The sequence below is a fragment of the Mesorhizobium sp. M0208 genome (assembly GCF_040322015.1).
Taxonomy (GTDB): domain Bacteria; phylum Pseudomonadota; class Alphaproteobacteria; order Rhizobiales; family Rhizobiaceae; genus Mesorhizobium.
In genome coordinates, this window is the sequence record NZ_JAMYSP010000006.1 from 146,213 (window position 1) to 167,921 (window position 21,709).

A 21,709-nucleotide genomic window follows, 5' to 3' on the forward strand; every position below is an offset into this window, starting at 1 on the left:
CAGGGAATCTCCCCGGCTTGCGCCGGGGAGATCGTTCACATGGGCGCGTGCTTACTTGGCGTCTTCGATCGCACTGACCAGTTGGGTCACCGCCTCGTCCGAGGTCTTGATCTGGCCGTGGACGAACTTCGAGACGACATCCTTGTAGGCGTTGGCAACCGCCGGAGGGGCGCCGTAGCCTTGCGCCAGCGAGCCGAACAGCGTGCCGCCTTCATTGGCGGCCTTCAAATCGGCCATGCCCTTCTTGCCGCATGCGTCGAAGTCGGTGTCCGGCACGTCGGTGCGGGCCGGAACCGAACCCTTGACGACGTTGAAGGCCGACTGGAAGCTCTTCGACAGAGTGGCGGTGGCCAGGGCGACCTGGGCGGCCTTGCGGTCGTCCGGCACGTTGAACATGCCGAACATGTCGGAGTTGTAGACGACGCTGCCGTCGGTGCCCGGGAAACGGTAGCACAGGAAGTCGGTGCCCGGGACCTTCTTGGCGGCGTTGAATTCGCCCTTGGCCCAGTCGCCCATCACCTGCACCAGCGCATCGCCCTTGATGACCATGGCGGTGGCGAGGTTCCAGTCGCGGCCCGAGAAGTTCGGGTCGACATAGGTGACGAGCTTGGCGAGGTTGTCGAACGACTTTTTCATCGTGTCGGACTTGAGGGATTCCTCGTCGAGGTCGTTGAAGGCCTTCTTGTAGAACTCGGGCCCCCCGGTCGACAGCACGACCGAGTCGAACATGGTCGCTTCCTGCCAGTTCTGGCCGCCCAGCGCGAGCGGGATGACGCCCGCCGCCTTGGCCTTGTCGAGCAGCGCGATGAAGTCGTCGAAGGTCTTGGGCTCGGTGCCGCCGATCTTGTCCATCACCGCCTTGTTGATCCACAGCCAGTTGACCGAGTGGACGTTGACCGGAGCCGCGACCCACTTGCCGTCATAGACCGAGAATTTCTGCAGGGCCGCGGGAACGGACTTGTCCCAGCCTTCCTTTATCGCCGTCTCGGTCAGGTCGCCCATGACGCCGGCCGCGGCGTAGTCGAGCACGGTATAGCCGAGCATCTGCGAGGCGGTCGGGTAGTTGCCGGCCGCCACCATCGCCTTCAGCGCGGTCATGGCGGCGTCGCCGCCGCCGCCGGCCACCGGCACGTCCTTCCAGGCAAAGCCTTCCTTGGCCAGATCCTGCTTGAGCACGTTCAGAGCGGCAGCTTCGCCGCCCGACGTCCACCAATGCAGCATCTGCACTTCCTTGACGTCCTCGGCATGGGCCGCGAACGCAACGCCCGATGCGAGAGCCGTCCCGATAAGCAGTTTGCGCAACATGTACTTCCTCCCTTGTTGAACTTACACGACCGGCGGATGCCCACCGGGTTCTTCCCAACTCAGCCGACCCACCATCCGGTGCGCTGGCCGCGATGAAACTGGATTGTCTTTTCCTCGGTATAATCCTCGACGGCGCGCTTGCCGAGTTCGCGTCCGAGACCGGACTGCTTGTAGCCGCCGAAAGGCAGTTCGGGATAACCCTCCATGAACGTGTTCACCCAAACGGTTCCCGAACGCACATTCCGCGCCACCGACATGCAGGTATCGATGCTGGCGCTCCACACGCCCGCCGACAGACCATAGGGCGTGTCGTTGGCGATGTGCAACGCCCTTTCAATCGATTCAAAGGTGAGCACCGAGAGCACCGGACCGAACACTTCCTCGCGGGCAATGGCCATGTCTCCGGTGACGTCGCGAATGATGGTCGGATCAAGATACTGGCCGGCGCTCGAAGCAAGCTGCTTGCCGCCGCTGTGAATCCGGCCGCCGTCGTTTTCCGCTGCCATCACGTAGCCGGTGACCTTGGCCAGATGGTCGGCGGAGATCATCGCGCCGACCTTGGTGCGATCGTCGAGCGGGTCGCCGACGGTCACCTTGGCGGTGAGGGCCTTCACGGCTGCGAGGAACTCTTCGGCGATCGCCTCATGGACGATCAGCCGGCTGCCGGCATTGCAGCATTCGCCGGCATTGAAGAAGCCGCCGAACACCGCCGCGTCGGCGGCGGCTTCGAGGTCGGCATCGGGAAAGACGATCTGGCCGTTCTTGCCGCCGAGCTCCATCGAGACTTTCTTCAGCGAGTTGGCGGCCGACGCCATGGTCATCTTGCCGACGCGGGTGGAGCCGGTGAACGACACCATCTCCACCAGCGGATGGCTGACCATCGGTGCGCCGACATCGGCGCCCAGCCCGGCAAGGATGTTGACGACACCGTCCGGCAGGCCGGCCTGCATCAGGATCTCGCCAAGCACGAAGGTCGAGGCCGAGGTCATCTCGCTCGGCTTGACCACCGCCGTGCAGCCGGCGGCAAGCGCGAAGGGCAGTTTCTGGCTGACGATAAGGAACGGGAAGTTCCACGGCGTGATGATCGAGACGACGCCGATCGGTTCGCGCAGCACGACGCCCAGCATGGCATCGCCGAGATTGGCGTAGCTTTCGCCGTGAAGCGTGCGGGCCAGTGCCGCGGCATAGCGCCAGATGTCAACGGCGCCGCCGATCTCGCCACGCGCCTGGGCAATCGGCTTGCCGGATTCCAGCGCGTCGAGCCGGGCGATCTCCTCGAGCCGCGCCTCGATCAGGTCTGCCGCCTTGAGCAGGATCGCGGCGCGCTCGCCGGCCTTCATGCGCGGCCACGGGCCCGTCTCGAAGGCCTTGTGCGCTGCCTTTACCGCCGCCTCGATGTCCGCCGGGCCGGCCTGTGCATAGCGCGAGACGGTGAAGCCGTGGCCGGGGCTGCTGCGCTCCAGCGTGCGGCCGTCCTGGGCATCGACGAACTTGCCGTCGATCAGCAACCGATAGCTTTTCGGCGCTGCGGCTACCTCGGCCGGCATAGCAATGTTGAGGGGCGCGTTCATGTGATTTCCAGCTTCCGCTCGCATTTTATGATCTTGAGAACGCCGGCTTCTGCTTGGCTTTGAAAGCCTCGACGCCGGCCCTGAGATCGCTTGTCAGCGCAATGAAGCCGCTGGCCAGCGCTTCGGTCGCGGCAGCACTCTCTTCGCCTTCGGCAATGGCAATCATCAGCTTGGCGGCCTCGGTCGCCAGCGGCCCGCGCTCGGCGATGTTGCCGGCCCAGGCCTCGGCTTCGGCGAACGCCCCACCGGTCTCAACCACCCGGTCGACAATTCCCAGAGCAAGAGCCTCGGTAGCCAGAAACACTTCGCCGCCGAGCGCCATCCGCCGCACTGCCTGCGCACCGAAGCGGCGCACGGCGCGCTGGGTGCCGGACCAGCCGGGAACGACGCCGATCGAGGTTTCGGGGAACCCCAACTTCACCTGTGTTTCCGCCACGCGAAAGTCGCAAGCCGCCGCCAGTTCCAGCCCGCCGCCCAGCGCATGGCCGGCAAGAACGGCGATTGTGGGCTGCCGCAGCCGCGCCAGCCGATCAAAGACGCGGTGGCCGTAGCGCACCCATTGCACCTGGAAATCGGCAGCGCTCATTTCTGCCCAAGCCTCGACGTCGCCGCCGGCGCAAAAGCCCTTGCCTTCGCCGCAGACCAGCACGACGCGGACGCCGTCCGCCGCCTCGGCTTCGTCGAGTGCTGCTTCCAGCGCCCGCAGCATCGGAATATCGAGCGCGTTGAATTTCTCTGGCCGGCGCAGCGTGACAATGCCGATGGGGCCGTCGGTTTCAAAGGTTACCAGACGCTCAGCCATGTGCACCTCCAAGCGATGCGCCGCCGTTGAGCGACAGGCCGATCGGCCGGTCCCGGTAGAGCGCATCCGGCGTCACTTTCAGGTCGTTGGCGACGGCGAGCGGGATCTCGGCCTGCGCCAGCACATCGCGCTCAAGGTCGATGCCCGGCGCCAGCTCGGTCACCATCAGCCCTGCCGGCGTCAGCTTCATCACGCAGCGCTCGGTGACATAAGTGATGTCTTGTCCCTGCGCGACGGCACGCTTGCCCGAGAAGGAGATATGCTCGACCTCGTCGACGACTTTCTTGACCTTGCCCTCCTGGTCGATGCGGATGCCGCCACCGGCAAGCGACAGCTTGGCGCCGGCGTTGAAGAAACCGGAAAAGACGATCTTCTTCGCCCGCGCGGTGATGTCGACGAAGCCGCCGGCGCCGGCGGTGACATGCGGCCGCGCCGAAAGCTTCGAGACATTGACCGAGCCGTGCCGGTCGATCTGCAGGAAGGACAGCAGCGAGGCGTCGAAGCCGCCGGCCTGGAAATAGATGAACTGGTGCGGCGAAGGCATGAAGGCGTCGGCGTTCGACGAGCAGCCGAACTTGAAATCGAGCAGCGGCACGCCGCCGACCGCGCCCTGTTCGATGACCCAGGTGACCTTGCCGTGCTGGCCTTCCTCGAGCAGGATGCGCGGCACATTGGCCGAGATGCCGAAGCCGATATTGACGGCCATGCCGTCGGCAAGCTCCATGGCGACGCGGCGGGCGATGATCTTCTGGACGTTCATCTCGGCGTTGCGAAAGCTCGACAGCGGCCGGAAAATCTCGCCGGAGATGGCCGGATCGTAGGGCGTCAGCGTCGTCTGCAACTGGTCGGGCGCCACCACGATATGATCGACCAGCACGCCGGGCACGCGCACATCGTGCGGCTTCAGCGTGCCGTTCTCGACGACGCGCTTGACCTGCGCGATGACGATGCCGCCATTGTTGCGGGCGGCCAGCGCCTGTTCGAGGCCGCCGAGATAGGCACCCTCATGCTCATAGGTAAGGTTGCCGCGCTCGTCCGCCGTGGTGGCGCGGATGATCGCGACCTGCGGTACGATCGAGCGGAAATAGAGCCATTCCTCGCCGTCGAACTGCTGCACCGAAACGATCGGCTCGCTGGCGGCAGCATTCATGGCGCAACCCTGATGGCGCGGGTCGGCAAAGGTATCGAGCCCGACCTTGGTCAGCACGCCGGGGCGCTTGGCCGCGGCCTCGCGATGCATGTCGAACAGGATGCCGGACGGCACGTTATAGGCGGCGACCGAATTGTCGCCGATCATCTTCCAGATCTGCGGCGGTTCCGACGATGACGGCCCGGACGGATAGGAGCCGCACAAAGTGCGCTTCAACAGGCCGGGCTTGGCTAGATGGTCGATGCCCTTGATGCCGTACATATCGCCGGCGGCGATCGGGTGCAGCGTCGTGATGTCCTTGGGATGGCCTTCGGCGTCGAAGCGCTCGCCGATCGCGGCAAGCACCGCATCCGGGCAGCCGAGGCCGCTCGACGACGACACGGAAACGACCACGCCATCCCTGATCAGGCCGGCAGCCTCAGCCGCGGAAACGAGCTTGCTCATCCAGCACTCCCGAGCTTCGGGTCGAGGGCAACGGCCTTGCCGGACCTGGCCGACTGCAATGCCGCTTCGGCTGATGTCAGCGACCAGACGCCGTCTTCGCCGGTGGCGGAAGGCTGGCCCTCGCCACGGATCGCCGCGTGGAATTGGCGCAGCGAACGGGCATAGAGATCTTCGCGGTCGAAGCTCAATTCCTCCTCGCCCTGTGCCGTGCGCAGCAACACCGAGCCGACCGGCTTCTGCGTCATCACATCCCTGGCGATCAGCGAGCCTTCGCTGCCATGCACCTCGAAGCCGGTGCCGGCGAATCTGGTGGTGAAGCCCTCATGCGACTGGGCGATGACGCCCGATGCGAAGCGCCAGAGGCACATGGCGCCGTCTTCCAGCCCGCAGGCGGCCATGCCAGCCGATTGCGTGAACGCCGAGATCTCGACGGGATCGTCGCCGAGCACGAAGCGCAGCGTGTCGGCATCGTGGACGGTGATGTCGAGCACCACGCCGCCGCCGGCGTCCGGCCTGGTGATGCGCCAGCCCTGCAGGTTTTCCGGCAGATAGACGGAGTGGAAGACGCGCGCGGCGATCGGTCTGCCGATGCGGCCGGCAGCGATCGCTTCGCGCATCGCCCGATGCGAGCCCGCATTGCGCAGATGGTGATTGGTGCCGAGCACGACGCCGGCGGCCCTGGCCGCTGCGACCATCTTGCGGGCGTCGGCGCTGGTCAGCGCCAGCGGCTTTTCGCAAAGCACATGCTTTCCCGCCTCAATGGCGGCGAGTGCCTGTTCGAGATGCAATTCGTTGGTGGTCGAGATGTAGACGGCGTCGATGTCGGAGCCGAGCAATTCATCAAGCGTCGAGACCGCCGCCGGAATGCGGTTTTCCCGAGCATAGGCGGTAGCCCGCTCCGGGCTGGAGCTCATCACTGCGGCGATCTCGCCGTCCGGCTGCGCGCGGATGGCGCCGATCATGAACTGTCTTGCGATCGTGCTGGCGCCGATCAGCCCCCAACTGACGGTCATGCCGCGTCTCCCATTCCTGCGCAGCCATGCTCCTTGCGATCGGGACCGCAGCTTTCCCTGACCACGAGGTTGACGGCGCCGATATGATCCTCGGCGCGCGTGGTGCGCGATTGGATCATCTTCAGCACGACATGGGCGGCGCGCTCGCCGAGGCCGGCGGTGTTCACCGCGACGCTGGTCAGCGCCGGCATGTAGTGCTCGGCCTCGGCGACGTCGTCGAAGCCGACGACGGCAAAGTCCGCGCCGGGCTCAAGGCCGCGCTTGCGCAGCGCCAGCAAGACGCCGAAGGCGACCGCATCGTTGAAGCAAAGGGCCGCGGTCGGCGGTGAGGCCATGGCAAGGGCGGTTTCCAGGCAGGCAATGCCGCCCTTGCGGCTGGTTTCGCCCTCGAAGACCAGCCTGTCGGCTGGTGCGATGCCGAGCGCTTCACAGGCCTCGCGAAAGCCGCCCAGCCGCTCGTGATAGACGACGAGATCGGACGAACCGCCGAAGAAGGCCAGCCGGCGGTGGCCCTTGCCGATCAGATGGGCGGTGGCAAGATAGGCGCCGCGATGATTGTCGGGCGTGATCACCGGGATGCGGCTTTCGGGGAGGCGGCGCATGACGAAGACGACCGGAACGCCTGCGGTCTCAAGGCGGCGGAACGCGCCCGGCGTGGTGCCGCGCGCCGGCGACACGACGAGCCCGGCGACACCCTGCTCCATCAGCGATTTCAGAACCTCTTCCTGGCGCACCGGGCTCTCCGCCGTGTTGGCGATGAAAGGCACGATCCCGGCCGACTGGAAGACGCGCTCCATGCCGACCGCCATCTCGGCGAAAAACGGATTGGTAAGATCGTTGATGACCATGCCGATGACGTTGGAGTGGGCCTTGCGCAGATTGGCGGCGCCGCGGTTGTAGACATACCCGACATCCTCGATCGCCTTGCGCACCTTGAGCGCGGTCTCAGGCCGGATCAGCCGGCTGCCTTGCAACACCAGCGATACCGTCGATTTGGACACGCCCGCCTCACGGGCGATGTCGAGTATCGTTGCCTTGGCCCGGCTGGCCATCCAGATCTGTCCTCCCGGAGGTTTCTTATGCGATTTTATTGGAACGATCTAATCTCTGCGAGGCATTTGAGTCAATCGTGTTTTTGCGAACCCGAGAAAAATGCGGCTCAGTGGGCGCAATCCTCTGGCAGGCATGGCTTTCGCCTGCTGCGATGCAGCAATTTTGAGCTGCACGAGGCAGGCGGTCAAAATATCTTGATTTATTGGAACGTTCCATTTAATAGGCGCGGGCAAGGGAGAGAGCCATGGACATCACCTTGCCCGGGGAAGGCGGCGGCCGTATCCGCTACAGGCTTGTCGGCCAGCCGGTGCAGCCTGTGGCCGGCGCGCGGTTCTCGCGCATCGCCTACGCCGCCGCCCATGTCGTTGCCGATCCCCTCGCCATGACCGATCCGTGGTCGAGGCCCGCGGTCGACTGGGAGAAGACGATGGCGTTTCGCCGTCACCTTTGGCGGCTTGGCTTCCGTGTCGCCGAAGCGATGGACACCTCGCAGCGCAGTATGGGTTTCGATTGGGCAAACGCCAGGGAATTGATCCGCCGCTCGATCGCTGAGGCGCGCAGCGTCGACGGCGCCGATCTTGCGTCGGGCGCCGGCACCGACCATCTGGCGCCGGGGGCCGCCAGCACGCTCGACGATGTCATCGCGGCCTATGAAGAACAGCTCGGCTTCATCGAAGGGCTTGGCGGCAAGGCGATCATGATGGCCAGCCGCACGCTGGCGGCGATCGCCAAAGGCCCCGACGATTATGTCGGCGTCTACGACCGCATCCTGTCCCAGGCGTCCGGCAAGGTCATCCTGCACTGGCTGGGCGACATGTTCGACCCGACGCTGAAAGGCTACTGGGGCAGCAGCGATTTCGAAACCGCGCTGGAGACGGTGATCGCGATCATCGAACGCCATGCCGGCAAGGTCGAGGGCATAAAGATCTCGCTGCTCGATGCCGGCAAGGAGATTGCCCTCAGGGACCGGCTGCCCGAGGGCGTGGTGATGTTCACCGGCGACGACTTCAATTACCCCGAGCTGATCGCCGGCGACGGCGACAGACATTCGCACGCGCTGCTCGGCATCTTCGATGCGATCGCGCCGGTCGCCAATGCAGCGCTGGCAAAGCTGGCCGCCGGCGACCGCGCCGGCTATGACGCGCTGATGGCCCCGACAGTGCCGCTGTCGCGCAAAATCTTCGAGGTGCCGACCGAATATTACAAGGCCGGCATCGTCTTCATGGCATGGCTGAACGGCCACCAGGAGCATTTTTCGATGATCGGCGGCATGCAATCGGCGCGCGGCATCCGCCACTATTCCGATGTCTTTCGCCTTGCCGACCAGGCAGGGTTGCTGGCCGACCCCAAGCTTGCCATTGCCAGAATGACAAGCCTCTGCGCGGTAGCGGGCGTCTGATCGCGAGCGCTACAGCGTCCGATCCAAAGGTTGCTTCGCGTGGCTTTGCGATTTGCCTTGTCTGGGCAAATCTGTATGCGGTATGCGTCCGGCAACAGAGAAGCCGATCCGGCGCTCCGCCGGCCAACTGGCATAGCTGCCGTTCTGCATTGGGGTAAGCTGATGACCTTCGACCTTCAGGGCAAGCGCGTTTTCGTGGCCGGACATCGCGGCATGGTCGGCTCGGCCATCCTGCGCCGATTGGCCGACGAGGATTGCGAGCTCCTGACCGCCTCGCGCGCCGAGCTCGATCTTCTCGACCAGTCCGGCGTGCGGCACTGGATGGCCGACCGCAAGCCGGATGCAGTGGTGATGGCGGCGGCCAAGGTTGGCGGTATCCTGGCCAACAACAGGCTTCCGGTCGATTTTCTGCAGGACAATCTCGTCATGCAGAACAATGTCATCGACAGCGCCTTCCGCAACGAGGTGCAGAAGCTGCTGTTTCTCGGTTCATCCTGCATCTATCCCAAATTCGCGGCGCAGCCGATCTCCGAGGACGCCTTGCTGACCGGGCCGCTCGAGCCCACCAACGAATGGTATGCGATCGCCAAGATCGCCGGGCTGAAACTGTGTCAGGCCTATCGGCGCCAGTACGGCGTCGACTACATCTCGGCGATGCCGACCAATCTCTACGGTCCGGGCGACAATTTCGACCTCAATTCCAGCCATGTCGTGCCCGCTCTGATGCGCAAGGCGCACGAGGCCAAGCGCGCCGGGCGCAAGAGCCTGGAGGTGTGGGGATCAGGCACGCCTAGGCGTGAATTCCTGCATGTCGACGACGCCGCTGACGCGCTGGTCTGGCTGCTGAAGAATTATTCGGGCGACAGCCACATCAATGTCGGCTCGGGGGAAGACATCACCATTGCCGACCTTGCCCGCACCATCGTGTCGGTCGCCGGCGCCGATGCCGCAATAACATTCGATGCGACGAAGCCGGACGGCACGCCGCGCAAGCTGATGGACGTATCGCGTCTGTTCGCCACCGGCTGGCGCCCGCGCTACTCGCTGCGCAGCGGATTGGAACAGACCTATTCGTGGTTTCTCCAGCACGTCGAGACCGGCGATCTCCGCCTCGGCGCGGCCTGAAGCTGAATTGGCGAGCTCGGCATCAGGATTGGATGAGGCTGAGAACGACAGCCGATGAAAATACCGACGGCCAATCGAGGGATTGTCTGGATGGTGGGCGTGACAGGGATTGAACCTGTGACCCCTGCAATGTCAATGCAGTGCTCTCCCGCTGAGCTACACGCCCATCCGAAGCCGCGCATACACCATTTTTGGTTCGGCACGTCAATAGCGGGAAAGGGGAAAGAATGGCTGGCTTGCGGCGTCGGTCAAGACGCGACAAAAGCGCGTCAGGCGGCCTGCAGCATCTTTTCGACTTCGTTGACGAGGTCGCGCAGGTGGAACGGCTTCGATAGCACCTTGGCGTCTTTCGGCGCCTTGGAGTCAGGGTTCAGGGCGACGGCGGCGAAGCCGGTGATGAACATCACCTTGAGGTCAGGATCGATCTCGGTGGCGCGACGGGCGAGCTCGATGCCATCCATCTCGGGCATGACGATGTCGGTCAAAAGCAGCGAAAAAGGCTCCTCGCGCAGCCGCTCATAGGCACTGGCGCCATTGTCGAAATCGCTGACCTGATAACCGGCGCGCTCCAGCGCCTTGACGAGGAACCGGCGCATGTCGTCGTCGTCTTCCGCCAGCAGAATGCGTGCCATCTTGTCCCGTCCGAATCACCCAACCGACAATGCCGTGCGGCAAGCCCGTTAACCATGCTGTATATGAGGAGGTGACGGTAAACATCAAGTGAACGTTGGGCGCACAATCCTGATTTGGCTGGCGCTTCGGCGGCTGGACATGCGAGCGGCGAGGTGGCACTTTCCTATCATGATGCATTGGTATTCCCGGGTTCGTTCAAATTGAAAACGGCAGCCGAGGATTTTTCGGTCGTTCCACCCTTCGAAATCCGATCGGGCGCCGAACAGCGCGTTCCCTTCCTCTTCAACTCGCCGCATAGCGGCCGCTACTATCCGGACCGGTTCATGGCGATGGCCAAGCTGGACCGCAACGCGATCCGTCGCTCCGAGGACTGCTATGTCGAGGAATTGTTCGGCGGTGCCGTCGCGCTAGGGGCGCCGATGCTGGCGGCAAACTTCCCGCGTGCCTATCTCGACGTCAACCGGGAGCCGTGGGAACTCGACCCGCGCATGTTCGCCGAACCGGTGCCGTCATTCTGCAACATCCGCTCAGCGCGGGTGGCCGGCGGACTCGGCACCGTGCCCAAGCTTGTAGGCGAGGGGCTCGACATCTATTCCGGCCGCTTGCCGCTGGCGGAAGCCGTGGCGCGCATCGAAGCGGTCTACAAGCCCTATCACGAGACGCTGAAACGGCTCTTGACCAGAACCCATGCGCGCTTCGGCTATGCCGTGCTGATTGACTGCCACTCGATGCCGGCAAGCATAAGGGTCGGCGACAGCGGATTGCGGCCGGATTTCATCGTCGGCGACCGTTTCGGCATCTCGGCCGCGGCGGCGTTGACCGAAACCGCGATCGGCCTGCTCACCGGCATGGGCTACAGCGTCGCCCACAACAAGCCCTATGCCGGAGGCTTCATCACGGAGCACTATGGCCGCCCAGTGCGCCATCTGCATGCGCTGCAGATCGAGGTCAATCGGGGGCTCTACATGAATGAGCGGACGTTCCAGAGATCATCTGGTTTCGACGCCCTGGCGGACGATCTGGCGCGGTTTTCAGCCGAACTGATGGCGATGCCCGATCACAATTTCATGGATCTGCCTCTGGCCGCAGAATAGCGCCGGAATCGCGGCACTCGCCGCTCATGCGGCGGCACAAAAAAAGACCGCATCGTTTGCACGACACGGTCGAAGTCTAGGGAGGAAACGCCCAAGGAGGGCATGGACAGGAACCCTGTCCGAGAACAAACGTATTGTGCGCTGCACAAATGTCAAGGCGCGTTCCGGGTTTTTTAATTCACTGTGAAGTGGAAATTGCATTTCCACGATGATTGCGTTGCATTCGAGCAACAGTTAGCGTCCAGCGAAAGGCTCCGAACGCCCTTGTTTCGGCATAAAACCGAGGGCTAACGGGCATCTCAAACATGCTGGAGCGGGAGAATCAGTTGGACGTCAGCATCGAGTTCATGCGGCGCGTTGCGCATGCCGCCGCAGCCGAGACCTTGCCGCGCTTCCGCAATCAGGGCGCGGTCACCAACAAGGAGCGCGGCAGCTTCGACCCCGTCACCGAGGCCGACCGCGAGGCCGAGCGGGCCATCCGGGCGCTGATCAACGCGCAATACCCCGATCACGGCATCCTCGGCGAGGAGCATGGCAGCGAAAACATCTCCAGCCGGCATGTCTGGGTGATCGATCCGATCGATGGAACACGCGCCTTCATCTCCGGCCTGCCGGTATGGGGAACACTGGTCGGGCTGACGGTCGACGGCGATGCCGTCGCCGGCATGATGTCGCAGCCCTTCACCGGCGAGCTGTTCTACGCCAATGCCTCCGGCTCGCATTATGAAGGTCCGGGTGGCCCGCGAAAACTCGCGACGCGCAAGACGACGAATCTCGCCGAGGCGACGCTGTTCACTACCACGCCGGCGCTGTTCAAGGGAGACGCGCGCCTGCGCTATGACGTATTCGAGAAGCAGGTCCAGCTCGCCCGTTACGGCACCGACTGCTATGCCTTCGCCATGGTGGCCGCGGGCAGCGTCGATATCGTCGCCGATCCCGGATTGAAACCCTACGACATCGTCGCACTGATCCCGATCATCGAGAAGGCAGGCGGCGTCGTCACCACTTTCGAGGGCGGACCGGCGGAAAAGGGCGGCGACATCCTGGCGGCGGCGACACCGGAACTGCACGCGGCGGCGATGGCGGCGCTGCGCGGCTAGGCATCCGGTGCACCCGCGCGTCTGGTTTTGCGCAAATCCGACGGAAACCGCGGTACGGTTCCAAAGTGCGTCGCGCGTTGAATGGGGGCGCGCTCGCATTTTTTGTATGTCGTTATCGTACAACCGCTGCGCACCTTCGACATGCATTAGCTATCGGCAGGCCAAGCGTCCGAGAGACGCAGGCCCCACAAAATGAGCGCGAAAGAGATAAGGCCGGTCGGCGCGGACGAATACGCCACACCTTTGATCACAGCTTCCTGAAAGGCGCTTCCGTGGAAGGCTCCGGCCGCTAACGGCATAGTCTCGTTGCCGGCCGCGCAGGCGCTGGCGATCACGTAGGCGGCCAGGATCGCCAAAGCCGAATAGATCAGCAGCCAGAATGCAATCCGCGACGTCGCCGCGCCGAGATTGAGCCTAGACCATGTGAGGCCTAGCGCCAGCAAGAGAACGCCCTCCAGGGCGCTGAGCGTGTGCGCGGACAGTCCGAGCCGCGGTGCGGCGAGATACGGTATTGCAAACCCTTGGAATGACGAAAACAGCAGCAGCGCGACGCCAATCTGCAGTAGCCGATGCCCCTGACGTGACAGCGTGTTTGATGCGTTCATGGTCGTTTTTCTCCCGGCGAATGGCCTCCAACCTCTTTGGCAGCAAGCTAGCGCTCGATGCCTGAACGGGAATAAGGGGGCACGCTGCGCCGGACAAGCGACCCGTGCGGGCTTTGTTGGCGGGCGCCGCGAAGCGGTCAAACAGCGTCGCCGGTTCCGGGGATGAAGGCATCGAATGCCGCAAGCAACTGCTCGCGATAGAGGTCGGCTTCCTGGAGGATCTCATGGCGGGCGCCGTCGATCATCACTAGCGAGCCGACGCGCAGACGTCTCGCATAGGCTTCGACTGCCCTGGTCGAGACAACTTGGTCGGCGCCGGCGGCGATCATCAGCAAGGGCACCTGGATCTTGGCCATGAAATCCGGGTCGCTGACGATCAAGGATGCCTCCGTGGCCGCCTTCAGCCAGCGGATCGTCGGTCCGCCGAGCGCCAGCTGCGGATAGGTTTCGTAGATCAGCGTGTTGCGCCGATAGCGCGCCGGGTCGCTGGTCAGCTTGTTCATGGCGAAGGGCACCGATTCCTTCGGCCGCGGCCCCCATGCGGCATAGAGCCGGCCGAGGCCGAGAAGGCAGAACAGCGAACAGATGCGGCGAACGGTTATTACCGAAACCGGCAGGTCGGGCACTGTGAAGAACGGTGCGATCAGCACCATGCGGCGCACGCGGTTCGCCATCGAGGGCGCGGCGAGCAGCGCAATCACCGCGCCAGCCGAATGGGCCAGTATGTAGTAGGGTCCTCGGCAATCGGGCAGCACGATCTCTTCGAAGAACTGCTCCAGATCGCCGGTGTAGTCGAAGAAGCTCTGGACGTAGCCGCGCTGTCGGTTGCCGATCATCCGGTCGGAAGCGCCCTGGCCGCGCCAGTCGAGGGTTGCCACGCCAAAGCCCCGGTCGGCAAGGTTGCGAATGGTCTCGAAATACTTCTCGATGCACTCGTTGCGGCCGGTCAGGACGACGACGGTGCCCTTCATGGGGCGGGCAACCGCGGCAAACAGCCCATAGCGGATCTTCTTGCCGTCGCGCGTGGTGAAGAAGCCACCGGCTGCGTTTTCCGGCAGCGGATTGCCCGGAGTTTCATGGAAGACGGGGGTCTGGTGGAAAAGATCGGTCATACGGTGTTTGGCTGGTGTCGGGGCCGACGGGCGCAAGTCAGGCATAAACGCCCATGCGCCAAAAGCAAAGGAATTCGGGACGCCGGGGAGCTCGACAGGCAGCGAAGAAATAAGGCCGGAAGCAGCCTTGGGCGTACTCCCGGCCTCTGTCGACCCGGGAGGAAGGGACGTTGCACCCGGTTCGGCCTCGTCGTGTCGCCTTTTTCGCGACCTGTTCGTTATCTCGAGAACAGTTTTAATGCCGCTTGGCTGAACGCTCGCCGAAGCCACGGTTCATCTGCCGTTCATCGGCATCGGGACGTCGGCCGGGACCGGTCCTGTTTGGACGCGGGAAAATCTTGAAATGCCGTCGTCCGCTTCCCAAATTTGTCATTCGGTCGCCAATGTCGGGGCCGCTGGCCCATCCGGAACGCTGTTACGGGTTTCGCACCGGCCATACGCAACCTTGTTGCTCAACAGGAGAACACATCATGCGTCACGTTGATTTTTCCCCGCTCTACCGTTCGACCGTCGGTTTCGACCGGCTGTTCACCATGCTCGATTCGCTTGCGCAGCCGGAAGGCCAGACGTATCCGCCTTACAACATCGAGCGCACGGGCGAGGATGCCTATCGCATCTCGATGGCTGTGGCCGGCTTCTCGGAAGATGAGATTTCGATCGAAGCTCACCGCAATGTGCTGACCGTCAAGGGTGAGCGCAAGGAGGAAGGCAATGGCGAAGGCTCCGAACTGCTCTATCGCGGTATCGCCAGCCGAGCCTTCGAGCGCCGCTTCCAGCTTGCCGATCACGTCGAGGTTGTCGGCGCCGCGCTGAAGAACGGGCTGCTCTCCGTCGACCTCAAGCGCAACATCCCCGAAGAGCTGAAGCCGCGCAAGATCGCGATCACCTCGGCTCCGGCCAAGGCCAAGCAGATCGAGGCCAAGACTGCCGCCTAAGCCAGGCAGCTACGTTCTCCGGGGACGCCAACTCCCCGGGAAGAAAGGGCGGTGCAGCAATGCGCCGCTCTTTTTGCTGGGTAAGGCTTGCTATCCGGCGAGCAGGTAGCCGAAACGGTCGACCTCGTCGGGCGTGGTCGCGAAGCTGGTGACGAAGCGGTAGAGCGCTTCGTCCTCGCCGATGTGGCCGTCGTAGCCGAGCGGCCTGTGCCAGTCGTGGAAGGCCGCGCCTGCCGCTTGCATGCTTTCGGCCTCGGCCTTTTTCATGACCGCGAAGACCTCGTTCGCCTGCGGCAGCCAGGCCAGCCGGGCGGAAGGGGAATCTTCTATCGCCGCGGCAAGCCGTGCCGCCATCGCATTGGCGTGCCGTGCCGTATCGAGCCATAGCCCACCCCTGAAATAAGCATCGAATTGCGCGGCGATGAAACGCGATTTCGAGAACAGCTGGGCCGCGCGCTTGCGCAAAAAGGCCAATTCCTTGGCTCGCTCGAGGTCGAACAGCACGATCGCCTCGGCGCACCAACAGCCATTCTTGGTGCCGCCGAAGGAGAGGATGTCGATACCGTGCTTCCAGGTCATTTCGGCCGGCGTCGTTTCCAGCGCGACGAGCGCATTGGCAAAGCGGGCCCCGTCCATGTGCAGCGGCAGTCCATGCTGCTTTGCGATCGCCGAAATCCTGGCGATTTCGTTCAGCGTGTAGACGGTTCCGACCTCGGTCGACTGAGTGATCGAAACGGCAACCGGCCGCCCGGAATGGACGTTTTCGGGTGCGAAACGGTCCACCGCCCGTTCCAGATTGCCGGCATCGATTTTGCCGAGCGCGCCTTCGACTGTATAAAGCCGCGAACCGCCGGTGAAATATTCCGGTGCACCGCATTCGTCCTCGATGACGTGCGATTCGCGATGGCAGAAGGAAATGCCGCCTGGCTTGTTATAGGTAGTCAGCGACAGCGAATTGGCAGCGGTGCCGGTGGCGACGAAAAACACCGCGACTTCGCATTCGAAGATCTCATTGAAGCGCTGGTAAACTGCCTTGTCGAGGACGCCGTCGCCATAAGCGGTGGAGAAGCCCTCGGCATGGGCCGAGAGGCCGGCAGCGATACGGGGATGGGCGCCTGCCCAATTGTCGGAAGCGAAAATCATGCGTCTGCCTATGCTGGGGAAATCGGGGCGAGCTTGGCCGCTTTCGCATGCCGGCCGCAAGGGGCAGACACCGAAAATCCGCTAAAGCCAGCGAAACGCATGAGCGTACATGCAGCGACGAAAGGTTACGCTGATACCGCGTTCCGCGCAATTTTCTGTGGCGAAAGCTTCAAGAATTTTGTGAATCGGTCTTGTGTGCATCCAAAATTTCTGTCATAAAAATTTAGGACAGTAGTGCTGTCTTATTTTGTCGCACAAAACTGCCCGCATTGGCATTATGATTGCGCCTCTGCGGCCATTGCCGCGAGCGACAGCTAGACAGCCTGGCTCTGGCCTGTACGAATACCATATGCGAACGATGCGGAAAGCCGCACGGTCGGCAAGAATTTCGCAAGACGTGCCGCAAGATTGAAAGGGGAGCCACGCGCTTCCCGACGGAAACCAGCGCCCGAAGGGGACGGAACGGAGGACAGGACGATGACGGACATGACGCCATCTGCGACGAAGGCCGCGCAGACGAAAGCGGCAGCCGTCAAAAATCCGTCTCTGACCAATATTTGGCGAACCAACACCGGCTATGCCGCGCGCGGCCTCTACGATCCGCGCAACGAGCATGATGCCTGCGGCGTCGGCTTCATCGTCAACATGAAGGGCGTGAAGTCGCACCAGATCGTCGAGGACGGCCTTGCCGTGCTCGAAAACCTGACGCATCGCGGCGCGGTCGGCGCCGATCCGCTGATGGGCGACGGCGCCGGCGTGCTGGTGCAACTGCCGGACCGCTTCTTCCGTGAGGAGATGGCCAAGCAAGGGGTCGAACTGCCGAAGCCCGGCCACTATGCCGTCGGCCAGGTGTTCATGCCGCGCGACCCGGAGCTGCAGGCGCATATCGAAGGCATCATCGCCGAGGTGGCGCAACTCGAGGGCCAGCCGCTGCTCGGCTTTCGCGACGTGCCGGTCGACAATTCGTCGCTGTCCAAGGCGCCCGACATCGCCGCTTCCGAGCCGGTGCACCGGCAGGTGTTCCTGGGCCGCGGCGCCGAGATCGAGAACGACGACGATTACGAGCGGCGGCTCTACATCCTGCGCAAGGTCATTTCCGGACGTATCCACGAGGAGACCAAAGGCGTCGACAACGGCTTCTATGTCGTCTCGATGTCGTCGCGGACCATCGTCTACAAGGGCATGTTCCTGGCCTATCAGGTCGGAGCCTACTACAAGGACCTCACCGACCCGCGTTTCGAGACGGCGCTGATCCTGGTCCACCAGCGCTTCTCGACCAACACGTTCCCGTCGTGGAAGCTGGCGCATCCCTACCGCATGGTCGCCCACAATGGCGAGATCAACACGTTGCGCGGCAACGTCAACTGGATGGCGGCGCGCCAAGCTTCGGTCGATTCCGAACTGTTCGGCAACGACATCTCGAAACTGTGGCCGATCTCCTACGAAGGGCAGTCGGACACCGCCTGCTTCGACAATGCGCTCGAATTCCTGACGCAGGGCGGCTATTCGCTCGCCCACGCCATGATGATGCTGATCCCGGAAGCCTGGGCCGGCAACAAGCTGATGGGTCAGGACCGCAAAGCCTTCTATGAGTATCACGCAGCCCTGATGGAGCCGTGGGACGGGCCGGCGGCGGTTGCCTTCACCGACGGCCGCCAGATCGGTGCCACGCTCGACCGCAACGGGCTGCGGCCGGCGCGCTACATCGTTACCGATGACGACCGCGTCATCATGGCCTCGGAAGCCGGCGTGCTGCCGGTGCCGGAGGAAAGGATCGTCAAGAAGTGGCGGCTGCAGCCCGGCCGCATGCTGCTGATCGACCTGGACAAGGGCCGCATCGTTTCCGACGAGGAGATCAAGTCGGAGATCGCGACCAGGCACCCCTACAAGAGCTGGCTCGCCAACACCCAGCTCATCCTCGAAGATTTGAAGCCGGTCGAGCCGCGCGCCCTGCGCAGGGACGTCAGCCTGCTCGACCGCCAGCAGGCGTTCGGCTACACCCAGGAAGACACCAAGCTGCTGATGTCGCCGATGGCGACCACCGGCCAGGAAGCAGTCGGCTCGATGGGCACCGACACGCCGATTTCGGCGATGTCGGACAGATCGAAGCTGCTCTACACCTATTTCAAGCAGAATTTCGCCCAGGTCACCAACCCGCCGATCGACCCGATCCGCGAGGAACTGGTGATGAGCCTGGTGTCCTTCATCGGGCCGCGGCCCAACATCTTCGACCTGGTCGGCAATTCGCGCCGCAAGCGGCTCGAAGTGCGCCAGCCAATCCTGACCAATGGCGATCTCGAAAAGATCCGCTCCATCGGTCACACCGAGGACCGTTTCGACACCAAGACGATCGACATCACCTATGCTTCGAATGAAGGCGCGGCCGGCATGCAGGGCGCTATAGACCGGCTATGCGAGCGCGCCGAGGCGGCGGTCGCCGGCGGCTACAACATCATCATACTGTCGGACCGTCAGCTCGGCCCGGACCGCATCGCCATTCCGGCGCTGCTGGCAACGGCGGCCGTGCATCATCATTTGATCCGCAAGGGATTGCGCACCTCGGTCGGGCTCGTCGTGGAATCCGGCGAGCCGCGCGAGGTGCATCATTTCTGCTGTCTCGCCGGCTACGGCGCCGAGGCGATCAATCCCTATCTCGCTTTCGACACGCTGCTCGACATGCACAAGCGTGGCGAATTGCCAGCGGAGGTCGATGCCTACGAGGTCGTCTCCCGCTACATCAAGTCGATCGGCAAGGGCATCCTGAAGGTGATGTCCAAGATGGGCATCTCGACTTATCAGTCCTATTGCGGCGCGCAGATCTTCGATGCCATTGGGCTGAAGTCGGAGTTCGTGCACAAGTACTTCACCGGTACGGCGACGCTGATCGAAGGCGTCGGGCTGGACGAGATCGCCGCCGAAACGGTCAGCCGTCACACCGACGGCTTCGGCAACGACCCGGTGCTGCGCAACAGCCTCGAGGTCGGCGGCGAATACATGTTCCGCATGCGCGGCGAGGCCCATATCTGGTCGCCCGACGCAGTGGCGACCTTGCAGCACGCTGTGCGCCAGGGCTCGTGGGAGACGTTCAAGGACTATTCCGCCCAGATCGACAGCGAGACGGCGCAGGCGCAGACCATTCGCGGCATGTTCAAGATCAAGCTTGCGCAAGAGACCGGGCGCAAGAAGGTCGAACTCGACGAGGTGATGCCGGCGGCCGATATCGTCAAGCGCTTCTCGACCGGGGCGATGTCCTTCGGCTCGATCTCCAGGGAAGCGCACACGACGCTGGCGCGCGCCATGAACGCCATCGGCGGCAAGTCGAATACCGGCGAGGGCGGCGAAGAGGCCGACCGCTATCTGCCACTGCCGGGCGGCGGCAAGAACCCCGAACGCTCGGCGATCAAGCAGGTCGCTTCGGGACGCTTTGGCGTCACTGCCGAATATCTGGTCAATTCCGACATGATGCAGATCAAGGTCGCGCAAGGGGCAAAGCCCGGCGAGGGCGGCCAGCTGCCGGGCCACAAGGTCGACGCAACCATAGCCAAGGTCAGGCATTCGACGCCGGGCGTCGGCCTGATCTCGCCGCCGCCGCATCATGACATCTATTCGATCGAGGATCTGGCGCAGCTCATCTACGACCTGAAGAACGTCAATCCGGCGGCCGACGTATCGGTCAAGCTGGTCTCGGAAGTCGGCGTCGGCACGGTTGCGGCCGGCGTCGCCAAGGCGCGTGCCGACCACATCACCATATCAGGCTATGACGGCGGCACCGGCGCTTCGCCGCTGACCTCGCTCAAGCATGCCGGCAGCCCGTGGGAGATGGGCCTTGCCGAGACGCACCAGACGCTGGTGCTCAACGGCCTCAGGTCGCGCGTCGCGCTGCAGGTCGATGGCGGCCTGCGCACAGGGCGTGACGTCATCATCGGCGCGCTGCTCGGCGCCGACGAGTTCGGCTTCTCGACCGCGCCACTGATCGCGGCCGGCTGCATCATGATGCGCAAGTGCCATCTCAACACCTGCCCGGTCGGCGTCGCGACGCAGGACCCGGTGCTGCGCAAGCGCTTCAAGGGCACGCCCGAGCACGTCATCAACTTCTTCTTCTATGTGGCGGAAGAGGTGCGGGCGCTGCTTGCCGAGATGGGCTACACCCATCTCGACCAGATCATCGGCGACACCGACCTTCTGGAAAAGCGCGAGCTGATCCAGCACTGGAAGGCGCGCGGACTCGACTTCAGCAAGATGTTCTACAAGCCCGATGCGCCACACGAGGCGGTGCACTGGACCGAGCGGCAGAAGCATCCGATCGACGACGTGCTCGATCGCAAGCTGATCGAACTGGCAAAGCCGGCGCTTGAAGCCAGGCAGCCGGTCGGCATCGAACTGCCGATCCGCAACGTCGACCGTTCGACCGGCGCCATGCTGTCGGGCGAGGTGGCAAAGCGCTTCAAGCACAAGGGCCTGCGCGAGGACACGATCTCGGTGAAGCTCACCGGCACGGCCGGCCAATCCTTTGGGGCCTTTCTGGCGCGCGGGATTTCGTTCGAACTGGTGGGCGCTGCCAATGACTATGTCGGCAAGGGTCTGTCGGGCGGCCGCATCGTCATCCGCCCGCCGGAGAACACGAAAATCGTTGCTGCCGAGTCCATTATTGTCGGCAATACCGTGCTCTACGGCGCAACCGAGGGCCAGGCCTATTTCTGCGGCGTTGCCGGAGAGCGTTTTGCTGTGCGCAATTCGGGTGTCGCCGCGGTCGTTGAAGGCGTCGGCGACCACGGTTGCGAATACATGACCGGCGGTATCGTCGTCGTCATCGGCCAGACCGGCCGCAACTTCGCCGCCGGCATGTCGGGCGGCGTCGCCTATGTGCTCGACGAGGCGGGCGATTTCGCCGAACGCTGCAACATGGCGATGGTCGAGCTGGAGCCGGTTCCGGAAGAGGACGACCTGATGGAAAAGCTGCTCCACCATGGCGGCGATCTCGACCATAAGGGCCGTGTCGACGTATCGGGCGATATGACCAGCCACGACGAGGAGCGGCTCTACCAGCTGATCTCCAACCACGTCCACTACACGGGCTCGGTACGAGGTCGCGAAATCCTCGACGATTGGGCGACTTTCCGGCCGAAATTCCGGAAGATCATGCCGGTCGAATACCGCCGCGCGCTGATCGAGATGGAGCGGATGCGCATGAACGTGGCGGCGGAATAGATTTGGAAATTGCCGGG

At 63.6% G+C, this 21,709-nt stretch carries 16 protein-coding genes and 1 tRNA gene; 6 read left to right on the plus strand and 11 right to left on the minus strand.

Annotation, left to right across the window (positions count from 1 at the left end):
• Positions 1 to 51: 51 nt before the first annotated feature.
• From NKJ17_RS09130 to NKJ17_RS09155, 6 genes are read right to left on the minus strand one after another with little or no spacing between them, the layout of a single operon-like run.
• Positions 52 to 1,305 (minus strand): ABC transporter substrate-binding protein, encoded by a 1,254-nt coding sequence (locus NKJ17_RS09130; protein WP_352688009.1) that lies wholly within the window; start codon positions 1,303 to 1,305, stop codon positions 52 to 54.
• Positions 1,306 to 1,364: 59 nt separating this feature from the next.
• Positions 1,365 to 2,876, minus strand: a complete 1,512-nt coding sequence (locus NKJ17_RS09135; protein ID WP_352688011.1) for an aldehyde dehydrogenase family protein — start codon at positions 2,874 to 2,876, stop codon at positions 1,365 to 1,367.
• 25 nt (positions 2,877 to 2,901) lie between these two features.
• The gene (locus NKJ17_RS09140; protein WP_352688013.1) at positions 2,902 to 3,678 is read right to left on the minus strand and encodes an enoyl-CoA hydratase/isomerase family protein; all 777 of its coding nucleotides are present in this window, start codon (positions 3,676 to 3,678) and stop codon (positions 2,902 to 2,904) included.
• A complete protein-coding gene (locus NKJ17_RS09145) occupies positions 3,671 to 5,272 on the minus strand; it encodes an acyl CoA:acetate/3-ketoacid CoA transferase (protein ID WP_352688015.1) in 1,602 nt (533 codons plus the stop codon). The genes NKJ17_RS09140 and NKJ17_RS09145 overlap by 8 nt, the downstream gene beginning before the upstream one ends.
• The gene (locus NKJ17_RS09150; protein ID WP_352688016.1) at positions 5,269 to 6,285 is read right to left on the minus strand and encodes a Gfo/Idh/MocA family protein; all 1,017 of its coding nucleotides are present in this window, start codon (positions 6,283 to 6,285) and stop codon (positions 5,269 to 5,271) included. The genes NKJ17_RS09145 and NKJ17_RS09150 overlap by 4 nt, the downstream gene beginning before the upstream one ends.
• Positions 6,282 to 7,337 (minus strand): LacI family DNA-binding transcriptional regulator, encoded by a 1,056-nt coding sequence (locus NKJ17_RS09155; protein ID WP_352647626.1) that lies wholly within the window; start codon positions 7,335 to 7,337, stop codon positions 6,282 to 6,284. Before NKJ17_RS09155 ends, NKJ17_RS09150 begins: the two co-directional genes overlap by 4 nt.
• Before the next feature lie 245 nt (positions 7,338 to 7,582).
• Between NKJ17_RS09155 and NKJ17_RS09160 the strand changes: the two genes are divergently transcribed.
• Complete coding sequence (locus NKJ17_RS09160; protein ID WP_352688018.1) at positions 7,583 to 8,737, plus strand: dihydrodipicolinate synthase family protein; 1,155 nt, start codon at positions 7,583 to 7,585, stop codon at positions 8,735 to 8,737.
• Positions 8,738 to 8,899: 162 nt separating this feature from the next.
• Entirely contained in the window at positions 8,900 to 9,862 is a 963-nt protein-coding gene (gene fcl / locus NKJ17_RS09165; RefSeq protein ID WP_352688020.1) for a GDP-L-fucose synthase, read from the plus strand.
• A gap of 91 nt (positions 9,863 to 9,953) precedes the next feature.
• Here the strand turns inward: fcl and NKJ17_RS09170 are convergent.
• Both NKJ17_RS09170 and cpdR read right to left on the minus strand, forming a co-directional pair.
• Positions 9,954 to 10,028: transfer RNA gene (locus NKJ17_RS09170), tRNA-Val, on the minus strand.
• Positions 10,029 to 10,131: 103 nt separating this feature from the next.
• Positions 10,132 to 10,494: a cell cycle two-component system response regulator CpdR gene (gene cpdR / locus NKJ17_RS09175; protein WP_006199474.1), complete on the minus strand. Its 363-nt coding sequence runs from the start codon at positions 10,492 to 10,494 to the stop codon at positions 10,132 to 10,134.
• Positions 10,495 to 10,647: 153 nt separating this feature from the next.
• Here cpdR and NKJ17_RS09180 point away from each other — a divergent pair, with 153 nt between their 5' ends.
• Together NKJ17_RS09180 and hisN are read left to right on the plus strand one after the other, a co-directional pair.
• Positions 10,648 to 11,589, plus strand: a complete 942-nt coding sequence (locus NKJ17_RS09180; protein ID WP_254816915.1) for an N-formylglutamate amidohydrolase — start codon at positions 10,648 to 10,650, stop codon at positions 11,587 to 11,589.
• Positions 11,590 to 11,915: 326 nt separating this feature from the next.
• Positions 11,916 to 12,689, plus strand: coding sequence for a histidinol-phosphatase (gene hisN, locus NKJ17_RS09185; protein ID WP_352688022.1), 774 nt, complete (start codon positions 11,916 to 11,918; stop codon positions 12,687 to 12,689).
• 146 nt (positions 12,690 to 12,835) lie between these two features.
• Here hisN and NKJ17_RS09190 read toward each other — a convergent pair whose 3' ends face one another.
• Positions 12,836 to 13,294 (minus strand): styrene oxide isomerase, encoded by a 459-nt coding sequence (locus tag NKJ17_RS09190; RefSeq protein WP_352688024.1) that lies wholly within the window; start codon positions 13,292 to 13,294, stop codon positions 12,836 to 12,838.
• A gap of 137 nt (positions 13,295 to 13,431) precedes the next feature.
• Positions 13,432 to 14,406, minus strand: a complete 975-nt coding sequence (locus tag NKJ17_RS09195; RefSeq protein WP_352688026.1) for an alpha/beta fold hydrolase — start codon at positions 14,404 to 14,406, stop codon at positions 13,432 to 13,434.
• Positions 14,407 to 14,876: 470 nt separating this feature from the next.
• Here NKJ17_RS09195 and NKJ17_RS09200 point away from each other — a divergent pair, with 470 nt between their 5' ends.
• Positions 14,877 to 15,341, plus strand: a complete 465-nt coding sequence (locus NKJ17_RS09200) for an Hsp20 family protein (RefSeq protein ID WP_352478207.1) — start codon at positions 14,877 to 14,879, stop codon at positions 15,339 to 15,341.
• Between the two features lie 90 nt (positions 15,342 to 15,431).
• On the opposite strand, the gene NKJ17_RS09205 is transcribed toward NKJ17_RS09200, so the two are convergent.
• The gene (locus NKJ17_RS09205; RefSeq protein ID WP_254816920.1) at positions 15,432 to 16,484 is read right to left on the minus strand and encodes a threonine aldolase family protein; all 1,053 of its coding nucleotides are present in this window, start codon (positions 16,482 to 16,484) and stop codon (positions 15,432 to 15,434) included.
• A 477-nt stretch (positions 16,485 to 16,961) separates the two neighbouring features.
• Between NKJ17_RS09205 and gltB the strand changes: the two genes are divergently transcribed.
• Positions 16,962 to 21,692: a glutamate synthase large subunit gene (gene gltB, locus NKJ17_RS09210; RefSeq protein ID WP_352688028.1), complete on the plus strand. Its 4,731-nt coding sequence runs from the start codon at positions 16,962 to 16,964 to the stop codon at positions 21,690 to 21,692.
• Positions 21,693 to 21,709: the final 17 nt, after the last annotated feature.

Excerpts from the sequence above, each read along its gene's own strand:
- NKJ17_RS09195 (WP_352688026.1), bottom strand. The coding sequence starts at position 14,406 with ATGACCGATCTTTTCCACCAGACCCCCGTCTTCCATGAAACTCCGGGC.
- NKJ17_RS09190 (WP_352688024.1), bottom strand. The coding sequence starts at position 13,294 with ATGAACGCATCAAACACGCTGTCACGTCAGGGGCATCGGCTACTGCAG.
- NKJ17_RS09130 (WP_352688009.1), bottom strand. The coding sequence starts at position 1,305 with ATGTTGCGCAAACTGCTTATCGGGACGGCTCTCGCATCGGGCGTTGCG.
- NKJ17_RS09145 (WP_352688015.1), bottom strand. The coding sequence starts at position 5,272 with ATGAGCAAGCTCGTTTCCGCGGCTGAGGCTGCCGGCCTGATCAGGGAT.
- gltB (WP_352688028.1), top strand. The coding sequence starts at position 16,962 with ATGACGGACATGACGCCATCTGCGACGAAGGCCGCGCAGACGAAAGCG.
- NKJ17_RS09135 (WP_352688011.1), bottom strand. The coding sequence starts at position 2,876 with ATGAACGCGCCCCTCAACATTGCTATGCCGGCCGAGGTAGCCGCAGCG.
- NKJ17_RS09205 (WP_254816920.1), bottom strand. The coding sequence starts at position 16,484 with ATGATTTTCGCTTCCGACAATTGGGCAGGCGCCCATCCCCGTATCGCT.
- NKJ17_RS09200 (WP_352478207.1), top strand. The coding sequence starts at position 14,877 with ATGCGTCACGTTGATTTTTCCCCGCTCTACCGTTCGACCGTCGGTTTC.
- NKJ17_RS09160 (WP_352688018.1), top strand. The coding sequence starts at position 7,583 with ATGGACATCACCTTGCCCGGGGAAGGCGGCGGCCGTATCCGCTACAGG.
- cpdR (WP_006199474.1), bottom strand. The coding sequence starts at position 10,494 with ATGGCACGCATTCTGCTGGCGGAAGACGACGACGACATGCGCCGGTTC.
- NKJ17_RS09140 (WP_352688013.1), bottom strand. The coding sequence starts at position 3,678 with ATGGCTGAGCGTCTGGTAACCTTTGAAACCGACGGCCCCATCGGCATT.
- NKJ17_RS09150 (WP_352688016.1), bottom strand. The coding sequence starts at position 6,285 with ATGACCGTCAGTTGGGGGCTGATCGGCGCCAGCACGATCGCAAGACAG.
- fcl (WP_352688020.1), top strand. The coding sequence starts at position 8,900 with ATGACCTTCGACCTTCAGGGCAAGCGCGTTTTCGTGGCCGGACATCGC.
- NKJ17_RS09155 (WP_352647626.1), bottom strand. The coding sequence starts at position 7,337 with ATGGCCAGCCGGGCCAAGGCAACGATACTCGACATCGCCCGTGAGGCG.